Here is an 18333-nt window from a genome sequence, read left to right on the forward strand (position 1 = left end):
GGTTCTTCACCCGTCGCTTCACCTGTCACTTCGCCCGTCGCGTCACCCGCTCCCGGGATCACGCCTTCCACGCCACGTAGTTGTTGTACACCGGCGTCGTGATGCGCGTACCGGAGTTGGTGACCGCGCCGCCGTACGCGTGGATGGCGATGCCGTACCGGCCGCCGTTGTAGAAGCGGTAGACGGAGCTGCCGCTCTGCCCGCCCGCGGTGTCGATGTCGTAGTAGACCTTGCGGGGGCCCACGGACGCGATGCCGCGCGCGTCGTACCACTGTGTGCCGGCGGGCTTGTCGCCCGGGTAGCCGGAGATGTTGCCCACGGACTTCAGGAGGTCGGCGTCCGACCAGACCCCGAACCCGAACCAGCCGGTGGTGGCACCGAGGTTGTTGGGCAGGATGATCGCGCCGTAGTCGTAGTTCTCGTCGCCGTTGTTGACCCAGCCGTTGACCGAACGGAAGCTGGTGCTGGTGACCACGCCGTACGGGAGGGTGTTGCCGTTGCGGCCCGGCATGACGTTGATGCTCTTGACCCAGCCGTCGCGTCCGGGGACGCCGCTGTTCTTGATGTAGACGACGTGGCCGGCGGTGGCGAGGGTGTGCGGGCCTATGAACCAGCCGGTGCCTATCCAGCGGGAGTTGTCGGCCGCCGTGATCAGCAGCGAGCAGTGCACGCGCCACGGATACACGGACGTGTCGTTGATCTGCACCCGGTCGTCCGGGCCGTGGACGGTCTCCGCCGCGGAGGGCGGCGGTCCGAAGGACGCCTCACCGATGTCCGGCAGTGCCGCGGTCGGCGGCTGCCAGAGCTGCTCGGGCGTCCCCTCGGGGCGGCTGTAGCCGCGTACGTTCTCCAGCCCCTCGGCGCTGCCCCTGGCGGACTCGCCCTCGGCGCCCTCGGACGGCGCCTGGACGGCCAGCTCCTCGGTGCTTACGACGAACTGCTGTTCCTCCGGCTCATTGGATACGGCGGTGTGGAACTCGATCGGCATGACGTATCACCCGGGCCTCTCGGTTCTCGATGCGCTACTGCGCTACTCGTGTGAGTCCTCTCCTTGTACTGCGGGTGCCGGAGGCGGACAACGAGTGTTGCGGTGAATTCTTGCGGATGGCCCTTGTCTACGTCATCTGTCCCGAAGTGGCCCCACAATGGGCACCAGGGCACCCACAGCAGCGCCCACCCTCGCCGGAAACACTCTTGACACCTGCTGGCACCCGCCCCTGGAAAGCCGCCGGTCCCGGGCTGGGCGCGCCGGTACGGTCGAAGCACGCCGGTACGTCAGGCACGCCGGTACGCCGGGCGCGCCGGTACCGGTCGCCGCCACCGGGGGAGGCCCCGGGAGAGACTGTCCTTCATGACGACGACCTTGCGCATCGGACTGCTCGGTACCGGCCCCTGGGCGCGCCGCGTCCATGCCCCCGCGCTCGCCGCCCACCCCGGCGTCACCCTCACCGGCGTATGGGGCCGTCGGCCGGACGCCGCCGCGGCGCTGGCCCAGGCGCACGACACCCGCTCGTACGCCACCCCCGACGAGCTGTTCGCCGCCACGGACGCCGTCGCCGTCGCCCTCCCGCCCTCGGTCCAGGCCGCCCTGGCCGTACGGGCCGCCGCGGCCGGCCGCCACCTCCTCCTGGACAAACCGGTCGCCACGAGCACGACCGAGGCGCGCGCCGTGGCCGACGCCGTCCAACGGGCGGGCGTCGCCTCGGTCGTCTTCTTCACCGCCCGGTTCGGCGTCGCGGAGGGCGCCTGGATCGCCGAACAGGCCGCGGCGGGCGGCTGGTTCACCGCACACGCCGACTGGCTCGGCTCGGTCTTCGCCGCCGGCAGCGACAGCCCGTACGCGGCTTCGCCGTGGCGCCGCGAGAAGGGCGCCCTGTGGGACGTCGGCCCGCACGCGCTGTCCGTACTCCTCCCGGTGCTCGGCGACGTCGAGACCGCGTCGGTCACGGCCGCCCGCGGGCCCGCCGATACGGTTCTGCTCGCACTGCGCCACGCCGGCGGCGCGGCGAGTTCCGCGACCCTCAGCCTGACCGCGCCCGGGCCCGCCGCCGGCGTACAGGTGACCCTCCGCGGCACCGCCGGCACCACCACCCTGCCGCGCCGCACCGACGGACCGGGGCCGGCCTATGAGCGCGCGATCGACGCCCTGCTCACCTCGGTCCGTACGGGGGAGCCGCACCCCTGTGACGCGCGCTTCGGCCTGCGCGTCACCGAGATCCTGGCGGCAGCCGAAAGCGCTCTGGGATAAGGCGGGCACGGCTGCTCCGTACGGGTGCGCCGCCGCCCCAACCCGCCTCTGACCACCGGGTTTTGTCAGTGCCCCGCACTAAAATGGAAGCAGTCAATGAGGGTCCGACCGTGCTTGGACGGTGCCCGGACAGCGCCCAGGAGGTTGCCGATGGCCGCGATCACATTCCCCGAGAAGAAGCCCCTGCCCGCGGGGTGGCCGCGTGAGCGGTACGAGTCCCACAACCGGCGCCTGAAGGCCATGCGCCTGGCGATAGCCCTGCTCGACAAGGGCGTCTACACCCCGGAGCAGGCCCGCAACCGCACGATACGCCGAACCGCCGCCCGTATGGGGGTGCATCCCCCGTCCAACACCACCTGCCGACTGGTCCGCAGCCTGATGCAGGCTTCCCTGTAGCCGCACCGATGCCGCTCTCCGGTAGCGCACCGATGGACGTTCTCCAGTAGCCCCGCAGACATGCCCCGTAGACATGGTCCGTGGACATGGCCGTGTGCTCGCTGCCGCGATGGGCGCGGGCGGCGTCCTGCAAGGGACAGGTGGTCCACAGCGGCAAGACGGGGCCTCCGGCTTCGAACAGGGTGAGGGCCTGTTCGAAGCCGGAACGGAGGCTCTCGACGGTGAGATACGAGACGGTGAGACACGAGGACGAAACGGGCGAGTACGGAGCGGCCGGGCTCGGCCCGTACAAGAACTGAGCCACGCCCGATCCTCCCGCTACGCCGCCCTCACCCGGCCCACCCGGCCCGCTCGGTCACAGCGTGCCGCGCCGCTGGAGCCACAAGAAGGCCAGCCACCCCGGAAGCACCGGAAGCCAGAAGATCAGCAGCCGGAACAACAGGACGATCGGCAGCGCGGTGGTGCTCTCGATGCCGGCCGTCTGCTCCAGGGTGAGGGCGAGCGCCCCCTCCACCGGCCCCACGCCCCCGGCGTCGGCACGGCCGACCCCAGCGCGCTGCCGATCAGATGCGCGAGGATGACCGCGGAGAAGCTCGGACGCTGCCCGAAGGCCAGCGCACACGCGTAGAGGCAGCCCCCGGCCGTCAAGGAGATCAGCAGTTGTCCGGCGATCCCGGCGGCCAGCTTCCCCGGGTGTTCGAGCAGATCCAGCAGCCGAGGCATCACCCCGGTCGTCAAGGATTGGAGGCGAGCGGCGAGCCACCGGCGCAGCGGCGGTATCGCGGCGGCGGTCAGCGCGGCGACCGCGGCCGTCAGCAGCCCCACGATCAGGGCCGGGGAGGTCGACAACGGCACAGTGTGCTCGGTGCTGAGCAGATAGCCGAAGACGGCGACCAACAGGACGTGCAGTACCGCGCCGATGGCCTGGCCGACGCCGACACTGGCGATGGCCTGGCGCGTCGGTACCCCCACACGCTGCAGATACCGGGTGTTGATCGCCACCCCGCCGACGCCGCTGGGCGAGACGAGATTGACGAACGAGCTGGCCAGTTGCACCAGCGCGGCCCGCCGGAAGCTGAGCCGCTCGGGCACGAACCCGACGAATCCCATCGTCGCGGCGAGATAACTGCTCGCCGAGACGGCGGCAGCCAGCAGCAGCCACCGGGCGTCCGCCTGGGCGATCGCGGCCAGCGGGTTGGCGTCCTTACGGAAGAGCTGGAGCAGCAGCAGATAGCCGGCGACCGCGCTGGCGACGACGGTGATCACCGTACGCGGCCGTACGCGTTCCAGACGGACCGGCCGCAACGGCGCCTGGGGGCACGCCCGCAGGATCTCTTCACGCATCCGCGCCAGGAGATCCTGCTCGGCCGCCTCGTGCTCAGTCAGACCGTGCTCGGCCGGATTCTGCTCGGCCGCCCCTGCCTTCTGGTGTTCCGCCTTCTGGTGTTCCGCCTTCTCGTGCTCCGCCTTCTGGTGCTCCGCCCGGGCCGCCTCCTCCGCCCGCGCCTTGGCCGTACGACGGTGCAGCCGAAGCTGTACGCGCGTGCTCCGCGACAGCCCGATCGGCTGGAGCAACGGCACCGCCGAACCGACCGCGTCCGCCCCCAGGACGGCACATGCCGAGGCCACCGCCCGGCCAGGGCCGACCCGCAGCGCGAGAGTGGTCAGAAGCTGGGCGAGATCCATCCGCAGGACGAGGTCCCCGGCCGCGATGTCCCCGCTCGCCGGGTTCACCAGATGGACCGCGCCGTGCTCGCCGACCAGGATGTTCGACGGCGTCAGGGACCGGTGGGCTATCCGCCGGGTCCGCAGCAACTGGAACTGCTGCCAGACATCGGCCAGCAGTTCGTCGGTCAGCTCCGGCTCGGAGAGTTCGTCCAGCGTCCGCCCGGCGAGCGGCTCATATACCAGCAGGGCCGCGTCCGGCGTGAGCTGCGCCGTGGCCAGCAGCCGACGGGTCCGTACGCCCGCCGTCTCGGCCGCGTACGACAGCAGGGCCTCCTGCTCCAGCGCCCCGCGCAGGGTCAGCACACTGCGGCGGCGTGGCGCGGTGCGCAGCCGCAGCCCCAGCCACATCCGATGACGCAGCCCGGCCGCCTGCGTTTCCCGGTCCAGTACGACGACGTCCAGGTCGGGCCGGTCCCCGCCCTGCCGTACGCGGTAGTGGCGAGGCCCGTGCGCCGCCGGCCCGGGGGTACGGAAAAGGGCGGCGGGCGCGAAACCGGCCTCGCGCAGGCCCCGCAGGAGGCGCTGCCCGGTGAGCGGAGCGTTCGGCGACCCGAGTACGTACGTCGTGCCGTGCGCGGCCGTGGTCCCGATCAGCAGGACGAGAATCAGGGCCAGTACGCTCGCATAGCCGCTCATCAGCAGGGACAGCCCGCCGCCGGCCAGCGTGAAGGCCAGGGCGGCGCGCTGACGCGGCCGGCCGGACATGCCGGCCGCGGTCATGAAGGCGAGCACCGCGGCCAGGGAACCGGGCAGCGGCTCGGTCCACCCGGGGAAGGGGTGGAGCGGCGCGGTCACCGGAACGGCGACATGCGGGGAGAAGTCGACAGCCCACAGACCGACGGCCAGAGTCGCCCCATAGGCCACCGTGGCGGCGAGCAGCCCGTCGGCGACCCGACGGCGGTCCCGCTGGAGCAGCCGTTGCGCGGCGAAGACCAACGGCACCAGCAGCGATGCCACGGCGAAGACGAACCCCGCGACCCCGACCAGGAAATGAGGCGCGCGACGGGCACCGTGCGCGGCGTCCGTGTCCAGGCCCACCGCGGTGTCCCGCGCGACACCGGCCAGCAGCAGCGTCAGCCCGACCAGGACCAGCCCGACCCCGAACCGCACCAGCGCTTCGGGCCGCCGCACCCGGGCCGGCAAAAGCGCCTCCCCCCGGCGCACTTCCACACCTGGAACATCTCCGTCACCCGTGCCGCCGGTGCCCGCGTCGGCGGGCGCGCGCACATTTGGACTTCTCTCCCCCATCACCTCGATCACACGGAATACTCCCACGCCCCCGATACCGCCCCGCACCCCCTCCCGCCCACCACAACCAGCAGACCAGAGGCCGCCTGCGAACCCGGCCCCCGAACCCGGTCCCCCGAACTCAGCTCCCGAACCCGGCCCCCGATGCCGGCCCGGCCCCCGATGCCGGCCCGGCCCCCAACCCTGACCCCTCTCAGGGGCATCTCAGGGAACGATGAGGGTGCATCCCGGATGGCTGGGCATCGCGCGCCCGACAACATCATTCCCATGACATCAACCACACCTTCCCGCCTGTCCCGCCGAGCGGCCCTGGGCACGGCCCTGGCCGGCGCACTGCTCCTGACCTCCGCCCTCCCCGCCACCGCAGCCACCCCCGCAGCCACCGCCCGGTCATCGAGCAACTCCCACCCCACCGGTTCCCACCCCCACCCCCTCCCGCCCCTGGACACAGACGCCCTGCGCGCCGCCATCTCCGACCTGAACCACCCCCAGGTCACCGGGGCGCAGGTCAGAGTCGACGGCACGGCCGGCCGGTGGCAGGGCACCGCAGGAGTGGCCGACATCAAAACCGGACGCCCCATAGGGCCGAACGACAAGTTCCGCATCGGCAGCATCACCAAGGTCTTCGTCGCAACCGTCGTCCTCCAGCTCTCCGCCGAACACCGCGTGGACCTCAACGCGCCGATCCAGCGCTACCTGCCCGGTCTGCTGCCCGACCGCTTCCCCCCGATCACCATCACCCAACTGCTGAACCACACCAGCGGACTGCCCGACGAAAGCGGCCCCGACATCCCGGACACGAGCACCCCGGAAAAGGTCCTCCAGCACCGTTACGACCAGTGGACCCCCGAGCGGATCGTGGCCACGGTCACCCGTGCGAAAAAGATGAAGTTCACCCCGGGCAGCAAGCAGGAATACCGCGGCATCAACTACGTCCTGGCCGCCATGCTCATAGAGAAGGTCACCGGCCACTCCTACGGCAAGGAAATAGCGACCCGCATCCTCCGCCCGCTGCACCTGAACAACACCTCGGTCCCCGGCAACGACCCGAAGATCCACGGCCCCCACGTCCACGGCTACCTCGCGATGACGGACGGCACCCTCAAAGACGCCACGGACTTCAACCAGACCGTAGCCTGGGGCGAAGGAGAAATGATCTCCACCACCCGCGACCTGGACCGCTTCATCTCCGCCCTCTTCACCCCCGGCAAGCTCCTCCCCCCGGCCACCCTCAACCAGATGTTCACCCTCCCCGCCAAGCACGTACACATGCTGGACGGCTCACCGGCCCGCTACAGCACCGGCCTCCAAACCGTCACCATCAACGGCATCACCGTCTGGGGCAAAACCGGCGAACGCTACGGCTACTACTCGGCCATGGTCTCCACCAAAGACCAACAGCGCCGCGCCATCTACTCCTTCAACCCCACCCACCGAGACGCCACCCAAACCCAACTCGCCCTCCGCATAGCCAACGCCCTAACCACACCCCCCGCCCCCACCCACTCCTAACCACCCCACACACCCACCGCCCAACAAGCCGACCGGAACCGGCACTCCTTGCCGGACGGCTCCACAAAACCCCAAGGACCGCTCCGCAGCGCCGCAAGAAACTCAGGAAAGCCAGTGCCACCGATAGCTGCACATATAGCGGTGCCCCCGCCCGCGGGGGCGCTCGGGGCATCGCTATGTCCAAGTGGGAACGCCGCTCGCCCCGTGGGTCCGCTCTCCCGACGGCGTGCAACGAGGCAGCGAGGATCCGGCAGACCTCAACCCGTTGCCCTTGGCCACAACCCTCCAGAAGCTGTTCCAGGCGACGAGATGACACGGTCGGGATGTGTGTAGCAGTTGGCGAGACCATGTGGCTCCCCAGCCCTGTTGACCAACCGGGTCAGCGCAAAATCCGACTCAACAGCTAGACGAGTAGTTCCGATGTGGCTCAGTGGTCGTAGGCGATCAGTGACCTGGTGGTAGGTGCGCCGATGATGCGGTTGTGCCAGATGGCGCAGGTCATCGCCAGGATGCGCTGGGCCACCCGGACGCCGACGCCGTCGATGGTGCGGCCGCCGTGCTGTTCGAGGTCGAGCTGGCCCTTGAGGGTGTCGTTGACCGACTCGATCAGCTGGCGGACCGTCTTGAGCAGAGGTTCGGCCGGGTGCGGGGTGCCGCGGTTGCGGTAGGAGGGCCGCAGCAGGCTCACACCGTGGGCGGCGAGGAAGTGGTCGAGTTCGGCGGCGATGTAGCCCTTGTCGGCCAGGATCAGCAGGCCGGGCCGGGTGCTGGCGAGGTGCGGCTCGTTGTCGATGAGCGCGGCCAGAACCTGGCGTTCGTCGATCTTGGGGTCGGCCAGGGCCCAGGTGACGGGCAGCCCGGCCGGGGTGCATACCAGGTGGAGTTTCAGGCCCCAGTGGAAGCGGGAGTGGGAGCGGCAGTAGCCGTAGTTCGCCCAGCCGGCGAGGTCGGAGCGGCGCACGGTCTCGCGGGAGCGGGCGCACTCCACGGGGGTGGAGTCCACGATCCACAGGGGGGCGAGCCACAGGTCGGTGTCGATGGCCAGGGATCGGATGGCCCGTTTGACCAGGGGCAGAGCGGCCCGCAGGCGCTTGTTGTAGGCAGGGCGCTGGGGCAGGTAGGGGAACAGGCCGTGCAGGTGGGCGTGGGCGAAGCGCAGCCAGCGGGCTTCGCAGTGGAAGCCCAGGATGGCCTGGGCCACGGCCAGGGTGACCAGTTCGGCGTCGGTCAGCCGAGGCGGCCGCCCACGCCAGCGCGGGGTCTTCAAACGGTCATCGATATGCACGTACAGTGCCGTCAAGAGGGTGTCTAAATCGGTCGTCACAACCCGATGTTGGACACCCTCCCTGCGTCTGAGAACCCCGCAATCGGAACTATTCGTCTAGTCGCGCACCCGATGCCTCCACGCCAGGGAGGGCGCCATTGAGCTGACGATCCTGGAAGCTGCTTGCCAGCGCATGGGCCATGTGGACTTCCAGGCGGCGCTGGTGTGCCTTGTCACTCGCATGCGATGGCGTTTGATCCGGGTGGTCCAGCCGTAGCTTCTCATCGGGTTCCGAAACGGCGGGATGGGAGCCCGGGCTTCAGGCAACGGGCAGGCCGTTCGGCGGTCGTCCTGTCAGTGCCTTCTGCTACACATGTATTGAGTCGAGCATGTGTGCGAATCGGGGGGTGTGACTCATGGCAACTACCTTGCCCATGGTCGGTACCCAAAGACAGGGCCGGCAGGCCCTATTCCCCGTCGGCCTGTGTCGCCTTATCCTCACGATCACGCGAGGGGGAGGGGCACCTGTGGCGACAGAGGCAACGAGTTGGCAGAAGGAACAAGTCAGCCGGGCCTATGTGCATGCCCTCGCTACACAGGGTGGTTACACCCTCTGCGACTGGAACGTGGACAAGGACGGCGTCGACGTCACCCTCCGCTCAGGTGCGTGGATGGTGGACATCCAGCTCAAGTGCACACAGAGCCCCCGCATCGTCCGCGGTGGATTCAGCTTTGACCTCGACATCGAGACGTACGACAAGCTGCGCGACCCCGATCGTTCGGCCCCGGGCCATCTCGCGTTGCTGATCGTGCCTCCGGACATCGGACGATGGGTCATCCACCAGCAGGAATCGATCATTCTCGCATGCCATGGCTACTGGGCCTCTCTCCATGGACTGGGGGCTGCGAACGGCAGCGCCACCACGGCGATCCACTTACCCGAGCATCAGCAGCTCACGGTGAAAGCCATGGGCACCATGTTCGACGCCGCGCGTCGTATGACCAGCCCTGCCGGCCGAGGGGTGAACTGACGTGGTGCGTATCGATCCCGACTTCGGCCCCGAAGAAATCCGGAGCTACCTCAAAGTAACCGGCTGGTCGCCGGTCTCGGGCAGCGACTTGGCCGAACTGTGGCGCCTTCCCGGCTCGGCCGAGGAAGTCGTCCTGGTCCCGATGAAACCGGGAGCCCCGGATTTCGCGAAGCGGACCAGCATCCTGCTGAATGATCTGTCCCGCATCGAGTCCCGCGACACCGTCGCCGTGCATGATGCCATCGCCACCGTGTACCACGACGTCACTGATCTCAGAGCCTCCCATCCCTCGCTCAGCGACGGCTCCATCCCGCTGGAGGCAGGGTACGAACTGTTCATCTCCGCCAAGCGCCTGCGCGTGGCCTCCGCAGCCGCGGCGATCCGCCGGCAGGGGCACTTCCGCAACTTTCCTGCCCGCGCTCGTGACCAGGCCCGAGAAGTCCGGCTGGGGCAGACACGCCGCGGTTCGTACATCGTGCCCATCATCAGCCAGGCCCGTTCTCCGGAGGATGTGTACACCCCGCAGCAGGAGCACATCGACATCGAGGTCGAGGAGACGCTCTTCGACCGGCGCGTCACCGCCACCATGTCCCGTGCCTTGGGCGTGCTGGAGGAGATGGCGAGCGCCGATCGTCATCCCACCCTCAGTGAGATCGCCGACTCGGTCGGCGAGGGTGTCTCGTACGAGCTGTGCCAGGCATTGACCAAGGTGGTCAATGCGGAATCGGTCGCCGCACTGGACATCACGTTCAACTGGTCCCGAGTCGCTGCTCCGCCCCCCGGCTCTTCCGGCCGGGTGGAGTTCAACCGTGAAGCGATCGACATCGTGGACCGCGTCTCCCAGCACCTGAAGACGCAGCTCTACACCCGCGAGCATGTGATCTACGGTGTCATCACCGACCTGAGCCGCCGCCCCGATGAGGAAACCGGCCGCGTCGGCATCGAGACGCTGATCAAGCGGCGGCGCAGGACGGTCTGGATCGACCTTGCCGACGAGCCGTACCACCTGGCGGTCCGCTGCCACGACACCGGCATGCCCGTCAGGGTCCGTGGCGTACTGAGCAGCCCACCGGGCGGGACGGCTTCGATGGAAGTACGCCAGTTCGGCGCCGACACCTCACTCGGCTCTGACGAGTGACGTCCGGCGCCCGTCTGCGCGTACCGACGTAAGGTTCCGGACTTATGGAAAACCGGGGTTCCTGGCTCGTATCCAGGGCCGTCTGGGGACCAATGCACTGAGCCCCTGCCGACCACCCGCTCAGGCGAGGGGGACAGGGGCTCAGGTCACTGTCGAACCGGCGCAACGACGGCGAATTCGTCACCCGTTGCACATCCGGCGCCACAACAGCTCGGAAGGGAGCGAGGGCCTGCGAGAACAATCGCGAAGCGATTTCGCGGTCATGGGCGCTTTCCGGGTTCCGACCCAGGTCAGCGAGTTCCGCCCTTTAGATGTCGTAGTACAGCTCGAACTCGTGGGGGTGGGGGCGGAGCTGGATGGGGGCGATTTCGTTGGTGCGCTTGTAGTCGATCCAGGTTTCGATCAGGTCGGAGGTGAAGACGCCGCCCTGCTGGAGGTACTCGTTGTCAGCTTCGAGGGCGTCGAGGACGGCGGGGAGGGAGGTGGGGACCTGGGGGACGCCGGCGTGCTCTTCGGGGGCGAGTTCGTAGAGGTCCTTGTCGATCGGCTCGGCGGGCTCGATCTTGTTCTTGACGCCGTCCAGGCCGGCCAGGAGGAGGGCGGAGAAGGCCAGGTAGGGGTTGGAGGACGGGTCGGGGGCGCGGAACTCGACGCGCTTGGCCTTCGGGTTGGAGCCGGTGATCGGGATGCGCATGGCGGCGGAGCGGTTGCGCTGGGAGTAGACCAGGTTGACCGGGGCCTCGAAGCCGGGGACCAGGCGGTGGTAGGAGTTCACCGTCGGGTTGGTGAAGGCCAGGAGGGAGGGGGCGTGCTTGAGGATGCCGCCGATGTAGTAGCGGGCGGTGTCCGAGAGGCCCGCGTAGCCCTGCTCGTCGTAGAAGAGGGGCTCGCCGCCGGACCACAGGGACTGGTGGACGTGCATGCCGGAGCCGTTGTCGCCGAAGATCGGCTTGGGCATGAAGGTCGCGGTCTTGCCGTTGCGCCAGGCGACGTTCTTCACGATGTACTTGAAGAGCATCAGGTCGTCGGCGGCGGCGAGGAGGGTGTTGAACTTGTAGTTGATCTCCGCCTGGCCGGCCGTGCCCACCTCGTGGTGCTGGCGCTCGACCTGGAGGCCGGCCTTGTCCAGTTCGAGGGAGATCTCGGCGCGCAGGTCGGCGAAGTGGTCGACCGGCGGGGCCGGGAAGTAGCCGCCCTTGTAGCGGACCTTGTAGCCGCGGTTGTTGTCCTCGGAGCCGGTGTTCCAGGCGCCGGCCTCGGAGTCGATCTCGTACACCGAGCGGTTCGCGGCCGTCTCGAAGCGGACGTTGTCGAAGACGTAGAACTCCGCCTCCGGGCCGAAGAACGCGGTGTCGGCGATGCCGGTGGAGGCGAGGTAGGCCTCGGCCTTCTTGGCCACGTTGCGCGGGTCACGGCTGTACTGCTCGCCGGTGATCGGGTCGTGGATGAAGAAGTTGATGTTGAGGGTCTTGTCGCGGCGGAACGGGTCCACGCGGGCGGTGGACAGATCGGCGCGCAGGGCCATGTCGGACTCGTGGATGGCCTGGAAGCCGCGGATCGAGGAGCCGTCGAACGCCAGCTCCTCCGCCGGGTCGAACGCCTGAGCCGGCACCGTGAAGTGCTGCATCACCCCGGGCAGGTCGCAGAAGCGGACGTCGACGAACTTGACGTCCTCGTCCGCGATGAACTTCTTGGCCTCGTCGGCGTTGTGGAACATCCAACTCCTCCTAGCCCGGTCACCGGTCGGCGGACGCGGGGTTGCTACTGGGGGCGCGTCCATGTACGGCGGCGCGCTCGCCCGACCATAAGCAGGCGGGATTTCCCAAGCATGACCCATTTGTTTCGCCGAGGTTAACCGCCGCGCGGTGCGTTCTCCGCCTCGCGCTCGGCCCGAGCGGGGCACCCGGCGCCCGGCGCGGTGCCCCGCCGCCCCGGGAACGTATGCGGTCGCAGTACCGTGGACGGGTGGACAACAGGCAAGCAATCGGATCGTGGATCTCCGGGCCCCGTGCGGCAGCCGAGGACATGGGCGTCGAGTTCGGGTACCGCGGGCAGCGGCTGGGGCTGCCGGAGGAGGGACCGGGCTCGATCGCGCGTCCGGGCCGTCGCTTCGCGGCCCTCTTCATCGACTGGGCACTGTGCATGCTCATCGCGTACGGGCTGCTCAGCGGCGGCAAGGCGCAGGCGGCGAGCAACTGGGCACTGGTCGTCTTCGCCGTCCTGAGCCTGCTGACCGTCGGAACGGTCGGTTTCACGCCGGGTAAGCGGCTGGTGGGCCTGCGGGTGGTCGCGGAGGACGGTGGCCGGCTGTCGCTGCCGCGCGTCATGGTGCGTACGGTCCTGCTCGTACTGATCATTCCGGCCGTCATCTGGGACCAGGACGGCCGCGGGCTGCACGACCGCCTCGCCCGCGCCGTGCAGGTCCGGATCTGAGCCGTACCGGTACGGGCCCGAGCACCGTACCGGTACGGGCCTGAGCAGCGGGCGAGCGGGGACACCGCAGCGCATACGGGAACGCCCCGGAACCGTTTCTTCAGCGGTTCCGGGGCGTTCTGTTTCGCGTGTCCGGCGTGCGGCCGGGGCCGGCCGCGCGTGCCATCGGGGACAGTGCCTCAGTGCATCTGGGGACAGCGCCTCAGCGCATCTTGCCGCCGCCCTTGGGCATGCGCATGCCCTTGGGCATCGGTCCCTTTGGCACCGGCATGTTGCTCATCAGGTCGCCGAGCGCCCGCAGCCGGTCGTTGACGGCCGTGACCTGGGCGCCGGGCAGTACGCGCGGCAGCTTCAGCAGCGTCGTACGGAGCTTCTTCAGCGGCACCTGGCCCTCGCCGTCGCCCACGACGATGTCGTGGACCGGCGCGTCGGCGACCGTACGGGCCATCCGCTTCTTCTCGGCGCCCAGCAGGCCACGCAGCCGATTGGGGTTGCCCTCGCCGACCAGCACGATGCCGGCCTTGCCGACGGCCCGGTGCACCACGTCCTGGTTGCGGTTCATCGCGACCGCCGGAGTGATCGTCCAGCCGCGGCCGACGTTCTCCAGCACCGCTGCCGCCGCACCCGGCTGGCCCTCCATCTGCCCGAAGGCGGCCCGCTCGGCGCGTCGCCCGAAGACGATCGCCATCGCGAGGAAGGCCAGCACGAAGCCCAGGATGCCCGCGAAAACGGGGTGGTCGATCAGGAAGCCGAGGGCGAGGAGAACGCCGAACACGACGATGCCCACACCGGCGACGACAAGACCGACCTTGGAGTCGACCCGACGGGTCATCTTGTAGGTCAGGGCGATCTGCTTCAGCCGCCCGGGGTTCGCAGTACTGTCTGCGTTTTCCTTCCTCGCCATGAAGCGAAGTTTACGTGGCGCTGGGACCCTCGCTCGCCACGGCCTCCAGTACGTGCAGGGCCTCCCGCCGGTCCCTGGCCCGGCGTCGGTCCTCCAGCACCGACGTCCAGGCGTTCCGGCGGGCGGTGCGCTGGCCACCGCGCATCAGGACCGACTCCACGGCGCGCAGCGCGTCGGTGACGGAAGGGAGACCGGCGGGGATGACCGAGGGAACGGGGAGGACGGCGGTGGCGCGAGCGGGCGCGGCCTGCATGTCGGGTTCTCCTTCAGAAAGCAGAACGGATGCGGTGTGTGAAGCCATCGTCACAGATCGGTGTTACCAATGGATGTCCCGCCGGTCAAACCCCAATGAAACGTTGACGCGGCCCGCACCGCCCCCAACCTGGGGGAGTGCGGGCCGCGTCGTCCCGGTGTGTGCCAGGACTCACATTCCGGTACGGCCGGTGCGGGCCGAACCGTACGGATCACGGGAGCCGTAAGGAACACGGGAGCCGTAAAGAACACGAGAACCGTACGGATCATGCGAACCGTAGGGAGCACGGGAACCGTTGCGTCACACGGCCTGCGCGGAAGCCTCCACCTGGCGCTTCTCGATCGCCTGCTGGTAGAGCCGGCCGGCCCGGTAGGAGGAGCGGACCAGCGGACCGGACATGACGCCCGCGTAGCCGATCTCCTCGGCCTCCTCCTTCAGCTCCACGAACTCGGCGGGCTTGACCCAGCGCTCGATGGGGTGGTGCCGTACGGAAGGCCGCAGGTACTGCGTGATCGTTATCAGCTCGCAGCCCGCGTCGTACAGGTCCTGGAGCGCCTGGCTGATCTCCGCGCGCTCCTCGCCCATGCCCAGGATGAGGTTGGACTTGGTGACCAGCCCGGCCTCGCGCGCCTTGGTGATGACCTCCAGCGACCGTTCGTACCGGAAGCCGGGGCGGATGCGCTTGAAGATCCGCGGCACGGTCTCGACGTTGTGCGCGAGCACCTCGGGGCGCGAGGAGAAGACCTCGGCGAGCTGCTCGGGCACCGCGTTGAAGTCGGGGATCAGCAGCTCGACGCCGGTGTCCGGCATCGCGGCGTGGATCTGCCGGACGGTCTCGGCGTACAGCCAGGCGCCGCCGTCCTCCAGGTCGTCGCGCGCCACGCCGGTGATCGTGGCGTACTTCAGGCCCATGGTGCGTACGGACTCCGCGACGCGCCGCGGCTCGTCGCGGTCCAGCGCCTGGGGCTTGCCCGTGTCGATCTGGCAGAAGTCGCAGCGCCGGGTGCACTGGTCGCCACCGATGAGGAAGGTCGCCTCGCGGTCCTCCCAACATTCGTAGATGTTGGGGCAGCCCGCCTCCTGGCAGACCGTGTGCAGGCCCTCGCTCTTGACCAGGCCCTGCAGGTGGTTGTACTCGGGGCCCATCTTCGCCCGGGTTTTGATCCACTCGGGCTTGCGCTCGATGGGGGTCTGGCTGTTCCGGACCTCCAGGCGCAGCATCTTGCGTCCGTCGGGTGCGACAGCGGACACGTCCGGCTCCCTACGACTTCGTTTCTTCGGCGTACACCAGGGTACGCCCGTAATTCGCACGTCTTTACGTGCAGGCCAACCCCGCATTGCCGGGGTGCATTCCCCTGACCGGTGAGGACAGGTAACGGTTCGGCGTCAGCGGTCCGAGGACGGCGGTCCAGGGGCAGCCGACCGGGGACAGCGGCCCGGGGACAGCGGTCCGGGGACAGTCGTCCGTGGGCAGCCGTCCGGGCGGATGACGCTCAGACGGCGCGGGGAAGGAGCTCGGCGCCTTCCAGGACCGCCCGCAGATGTTTCTCCACCACGGGTACCACCTCGGCGACGGTGATCTCGCGGCCCAGCTCGTTGGCGAGCGAGGTCACCCCGGCATCGCGGATGCCGCAGGGAACGATCTTGTCGAACCAGGTGTTGTCCGGGTTCACGTTCAGGGAGAAACCGTGCATGGTGACGCCCTTGGCGACCCGGATGCCGATCGCGGCCAGCTTGCGGTCCTCCCGGCGCTGGCCGGCGTTGGACGGAGCGTACTCCGGGCCGTTCAGGCGCGGGTCGAACTCCTCGTCCGCCAGGCGCGGGTCGAAGTCGAGCGAGAGGCCGCCCGGGCAGGGGCGGTCCTCCACGGGGTCGCCCAGCACCCATACGCCGCTGCGGCCCTCGACCCGGGTGGTCTCCAGCCCCAGCTCGGCACAGGCGCGGATCAGGGCTTCTTCGAGGCGGCGTACGTGTGCGACGACGTCGACCGGGCGCGGCAGCTTCTGGATGGGGTAGCCGACGAGCTGGCCGGGACCGTGCCAGGTGATCTTGCCGCCGCGGTCCACGTCGATGACGGGGGTGCCGTCCAGGGGGCGCTCGTTGTCGGCCGTACGCCGTCCCGCCGTGTAGACCGGCGGGTGCTCCACCAGCAGACAGGTGTCCGGGATCTCGTCCGCGAACCGGGCGGCGTGCACCCTGCGCTGCTCCTGCCAGGCCGTTTCGTACTCCACGGCGCCGGCGCCGAAGCCCAGGTGCACGAAGCGCAGCCCCTCGGGTGCGGGGGTCTCCCCCCGAGAGATCGCAGTCACGACAGCTCCTCTTCGAACTTTTGTTGCGTCCTTTGCGCCCACGCCAACTGTACGGCCGGTGTGGGTGGTGCCTACAGGGGGATGGTGGGGCGACCGCGCAGAGGGCCAGGTGAGGGGCGGGTGGATGACCGAGTGGGTGACCGGCGCACGCGTACGTGCTCTGCTCACACGATCGGATGAACGCGGGGCCGATGCGGTGATAAGGGCGTCGCAGACCGTTACATTCACGCCGTTCCACGAGGGCGAGGAGCGCGCCGGACAGGGTCAGCCGAACCCGGGCAGCTCAGCCCGGAAGGCAGGAGACCGGTAAAGCTGATGACGGAACGACCCCCACAGCGCACACCCAACCGCCAGCTCGCCGCGCTCATCGCGGAGGCGGGATTTTCCAACGCCGGGCTGGCCCGACGGGTTGATCAACTGGGTCTGGAGCATGGTCTCGACCTTCGGTACGACAAGACGTCGGTGACCAGATGGTTGCGCGGGCAACAACCAAGAGGGACGACGCCCGCCCTGATCGCCGAGGTGTTCACCCGCCGGCTGGGCCGCCGCCTCTCCGCCCAGGACCTCGGCCTGGACGCCTGCGCGCCGGTGTACGCGGGCCTGGAGTTCGCGTCCACGCCGAGTGAGGCGGTGGACATCGTCAGCGGGCTGTGGCGCAAGGACTCCGGCAGCCACGCGGAGCTGCGGAAGATCGCCTTTACCCCGGCCGGGCTGGTGGTGCCCAGCCGGGACTGGCTGATCGGCCGGGCCGACGAGCGGGTGGCCCGCACGGACCCGGCGCCGGAGACGCCGGGGCGGGTGCCCGTGCAGAGCCGGGTCTCGGTGCCGCGCCAGCGGCAGCAGGAGCGCCCGGAGCGTACGGAACGGGCCGACCTGCGCAGGGACCGGACGGAGCGCGCCCAGGGGTACCGGGTCACCACCGGGGACATCAAGGCGCTGCGGTCGGTGGGCGAGCTGTTCCGGGCGCTGGACCACGCCTACGGCGGCGGCCACGCGCGCCAGGCACTGGTGCGCTACCTGGAGCACGAGGCGGAGCCGATGCTGCGCGGCACGTACGGGGAGGCCATGGGCCGGCGGCTGTTCGCCGCCGCCGCCGACCTGACCAGACTGGCCGGCTGGACCTCGTACGACATCGCCGCGCACGGCCTGGCGCAGCGGTACTTCGTCCAGGCGCTGCGGCTGGCCCAGGCGGCCGGTGACCGCGCGTACGGCTCGTACATCCTGGTGACGATGAGCCGGCAGGCGGTCTATCTGGGGCACGGCCGGGAGGCGGTGCAGCTCGCGCGGGTGGCGCAGCAGGGGGTGGGCAGCGGCGCGCCTCCGGTGGTGCAGGCGCTGCTGCACTCCGCCGAGGCGCGCGGGCACGGCGTACTGACGGAGGTGCGGGCGTGCACGGCGTCGCTGGCGCGGGCGGAACGGGCGCTGGAGACGGCCCGGCCGGGGGACGAAGTCCCGTACTGGGCGCGCTTCTTCGACGAGGCCCAGTTGGCGGACGAGCTGGCGCACTGCCACCGGGACCTCCAGCAGTTCAGGGCGGCGGCGCAGCACGCCGAGCGCTCCTTGCAGTTGCGCGGCGCGGGCTTCGCGCGCAGCAGGCTGTTCTGCCGGGTGGTCCTGGCGACGGCGCGGCTGGGGCTGGGGGAGCTGGAGCAGGCGTGCGCCCTGGGGGCGGAGGCGGCGTTGCAGGCGTCCGAGATGCGTTCGGCGCGTGCCCACGAGTACGTACGGGAATTCGAGCGGCGTCTGGAGCCGTACCGGGACGCGGCGCCGGTGCGGGGGTACCGGGACCGGGTGGCGGCCATGGGGGTGTGAGGAGGGGCAAGGGCGGCTGCGAGGACTGGGGGGCGGGCCCGGAGGAGGGCGGGCGGG

General features: G+C 69.7%; 15 protein-coding genes. 7 read left to right on the forward strand and 8 right to left on the reverse strand.

Going from position 1 to position 18333, the window contains the following annotated elements; genetic code table 11:
- Window positions 1–58: 58 nt before the first annotated feature.
- Window positions 59–988 (reverse strand): endopeptidase, encoded by a 930-nt coding sequence (locus KGS77_RS26940; protein WP_242585766.1) that lies wholly within the window; start codon window positions 986–988, stop codon window positions 59–61.
- 363 nt (window positions 989–1351) lie between these two features.
- On the opposite strand from KGS77_RS26940, the gene KGS77_RS26945 reads away from it, so the two are divergent.
- Complete coding sequence (locus KGS77_RS26945) at window positions 1352–2248, forward strand: Gfo/Idh/MocA family oxidoreductase (RefSeq protein WP_242585767.1); 897 nt, start codon at window positions 1352–1354, stop codon at window positions 2246–2248.
- A gap of 150 nt (window positions 2249–2398) precedes the next feature.
- The gene (locus KGS77_RS26950) at window positions 2399–2644 is read left to right on the forward strand and encodes a hypothetical protein (RefSeq protein WP_242585768.1); all 246 of its coding nucleotides are present in this window, start codon (window positions 2399–2401) and stop codon (window positions 2642–2644) included.
- 423 nt (window positions 2645–3067) lie between these two features.
- On the opposite strand, the gene KGS77_RS26955 is transcribed toward KGS77_RS26950, so the two are convergent.
- The gene (locus tag KGS77_RS26955) at window positions 3068–5647 is read right to left on the reverse strand and encodes a lysylphosphatidylglycerol synthase domain-containing protein (protein ID WP_242585769.1); all 2580 of its coding nucleotides are present in this window, start codon (window positions 5645–5647) and stop codon (window positions 3068–3070) included.
- A 240-nt stretch (window positions 5648–5887) separates the two neighbouring features.
- Here KGS77_RS26955 and KGS77_RS26960 point away from each other — a divergent pair, with 240 nt between their 5' ends.
- Entirely contained in the window at window positions 5888–7132 is a 1245-nt protein-coding gene (locus KGS77_RS26960; protein ID WP_242585770.1) for a serine hydrolase domain-containing protein, read from the forward strand.
- A gap of 427 nt (window positions 7133–7559) precedes the next feature.
- Here KGS77_RS26960 and KGS77_RS26965 read toward each other — a convergent pair whose 3' ends face one another.
- Window positions 7560–8456 carry an IS982 family transposase gene (locus KGS77_RS26965; protein ID WP_242585771.1) on the reverse strand — a complete coding sequence of 299 codons (897 nt, stop codon included), beginning with the start codon at window positions 8454–8456 and terminating at the stop codon, window positions 7560–7562.
- Window positions 8457–8923: 467 nt separating this feature from the next.
- Here KGS77_RS26965 and KGS77_RS26970 point away from each other — a divergent pair, with 467 nt between their 5' ends.
- Both KGS77_RS26970 and KGS77_RS26975 read left to right on the forward strand, forming a co-directional pair.
- Window positions 8924–9427: a DUF4365 domain-containing protein gene (locus KGS77_RS26970; protein ID WP_242585772.1), complete on the forward strand. Its 504-nt coding sequence runs from the start codon at window positions 8924–8926 to the stop codon at window positions 9425–9427.
- A 1-nt stretch (window position 9428) separates the two neighbouring features.
- Complete coding sequence (locus KGS77_RS26975; RefSeq protein ID WP_242585773.1) at window positions 9429–10565, forward strand: hypothetical protein; 1137 nt, start codon at window positions 9429–9431, stop codon at window positions 10563–10565.
- A 307-nt stretch (window positions 10566–10872) separates the two neighbouring features.
- Here the strand turns inward: KGS77_RS26975 and glnA are convergent, their stop codons facing one another.
- A complete protein-coding gene (gene glnA / locus KGS77_RS26980) occupies window positions 10873–12282 on the reverse strand; it encodes a type I glutamate--ammonia ligase (protein ID WP_242585774.1) in 1410 nt (469 codons plus the stop codon).
- A gap of 248 nt (window positions 12283–12530) precedes the next feature.
- Between glnA and KGS77_RS26985 the strand changes: the two genes are divergently transcribed.
- Complete coding sequence (locus KGS77_RS26985) at window positions 12531–12998, forward strand: RDD family protein (protein WP_242585775.1); 468 nt, start codon at window positions 12531–12533, stop codon at window positions 12996–12998.
- A gap of 202 nt (window positions 12999–13200) precedes the next feature.
- Here the strand turns inward: KGS77_RS26985 and KGS77_RS26990 are convergent, their stop codons facing one another.
- The 4 genes from KGS77_RS26990 to lipB form a co-directional block, all read right to left on the reverse strand.
- Entirely contained in the window at window positions 13201–13902 is a 702-nt protein-coding gene (locus tag KGS77_RS26990; protein ID WP_242585776.1) for a DUF4191 domain-containing protein, read from the reverse strand.
- A 10-nt stretch (window positions 13903–13912) separates the two neighbouring features.
- The gene (locus KGS77_RS26995) at window positions 13913–14155 is read right to left on the reverse strand and encodes a hypothetical protein (protein ID WP_242585777.1); all 243 of its coding nucleotides are present in this window, start codon (window positions 14153–14155) and stop codon (window positions 13913–13915) included.
- A 300-nt stretch (window positions 14156–14455) separates the two neighbouring features.
- Window positions 14456–15406, reverse strand: coding sequence for a lipoyl synthase (gene lipA, locus KGS77_RS27000; RefSeq protein ID WP_242585778.1), 951 nt, complete (start codon window positions 15404–15406; stop codon window positions 14456–14458).
- Window positions 15407–15648: 242 nt separating this feature from the next.
- Window positions 15649–16464: a lipoyl(octanoyl) transferase LipB gene (gene lipB, locus KGS77_RS27005; protein WP_242585779.1), complete on the reverse strand. Its 816-nt coding sequence runs from the start codon at window positions 16462–16464 to the stop codon at window positions 15649–15651.
- 315 nt (window positions 16465–16779) lie between these two features.
- On the opposite strand from lipB, the gene KGS77_RS27010 reads away from it, so the two are divergent.
- On the forward strand, window positions 16780–18276 hold the full coding sequence (locus tag KGS77_RS27010) for a regulator (protein WP_242585780.1): 1497 nt from the start codon (window positions 16780–16782) through the stop codon (window positions 18274–18276).
- Window positions 18277–18333 lie beyond the last annotated feature (57 nt).

This window comes from Streptomyces sp. MST-110588, from assembly GCF_022695595.1.
In the GTDB taxonomy this organism is placed as follows: domain Bacteria; phylum Actinomycetota; class Actinomycetes; order Streptomycetales; family Streptomycetaceae; genus Streptomyces.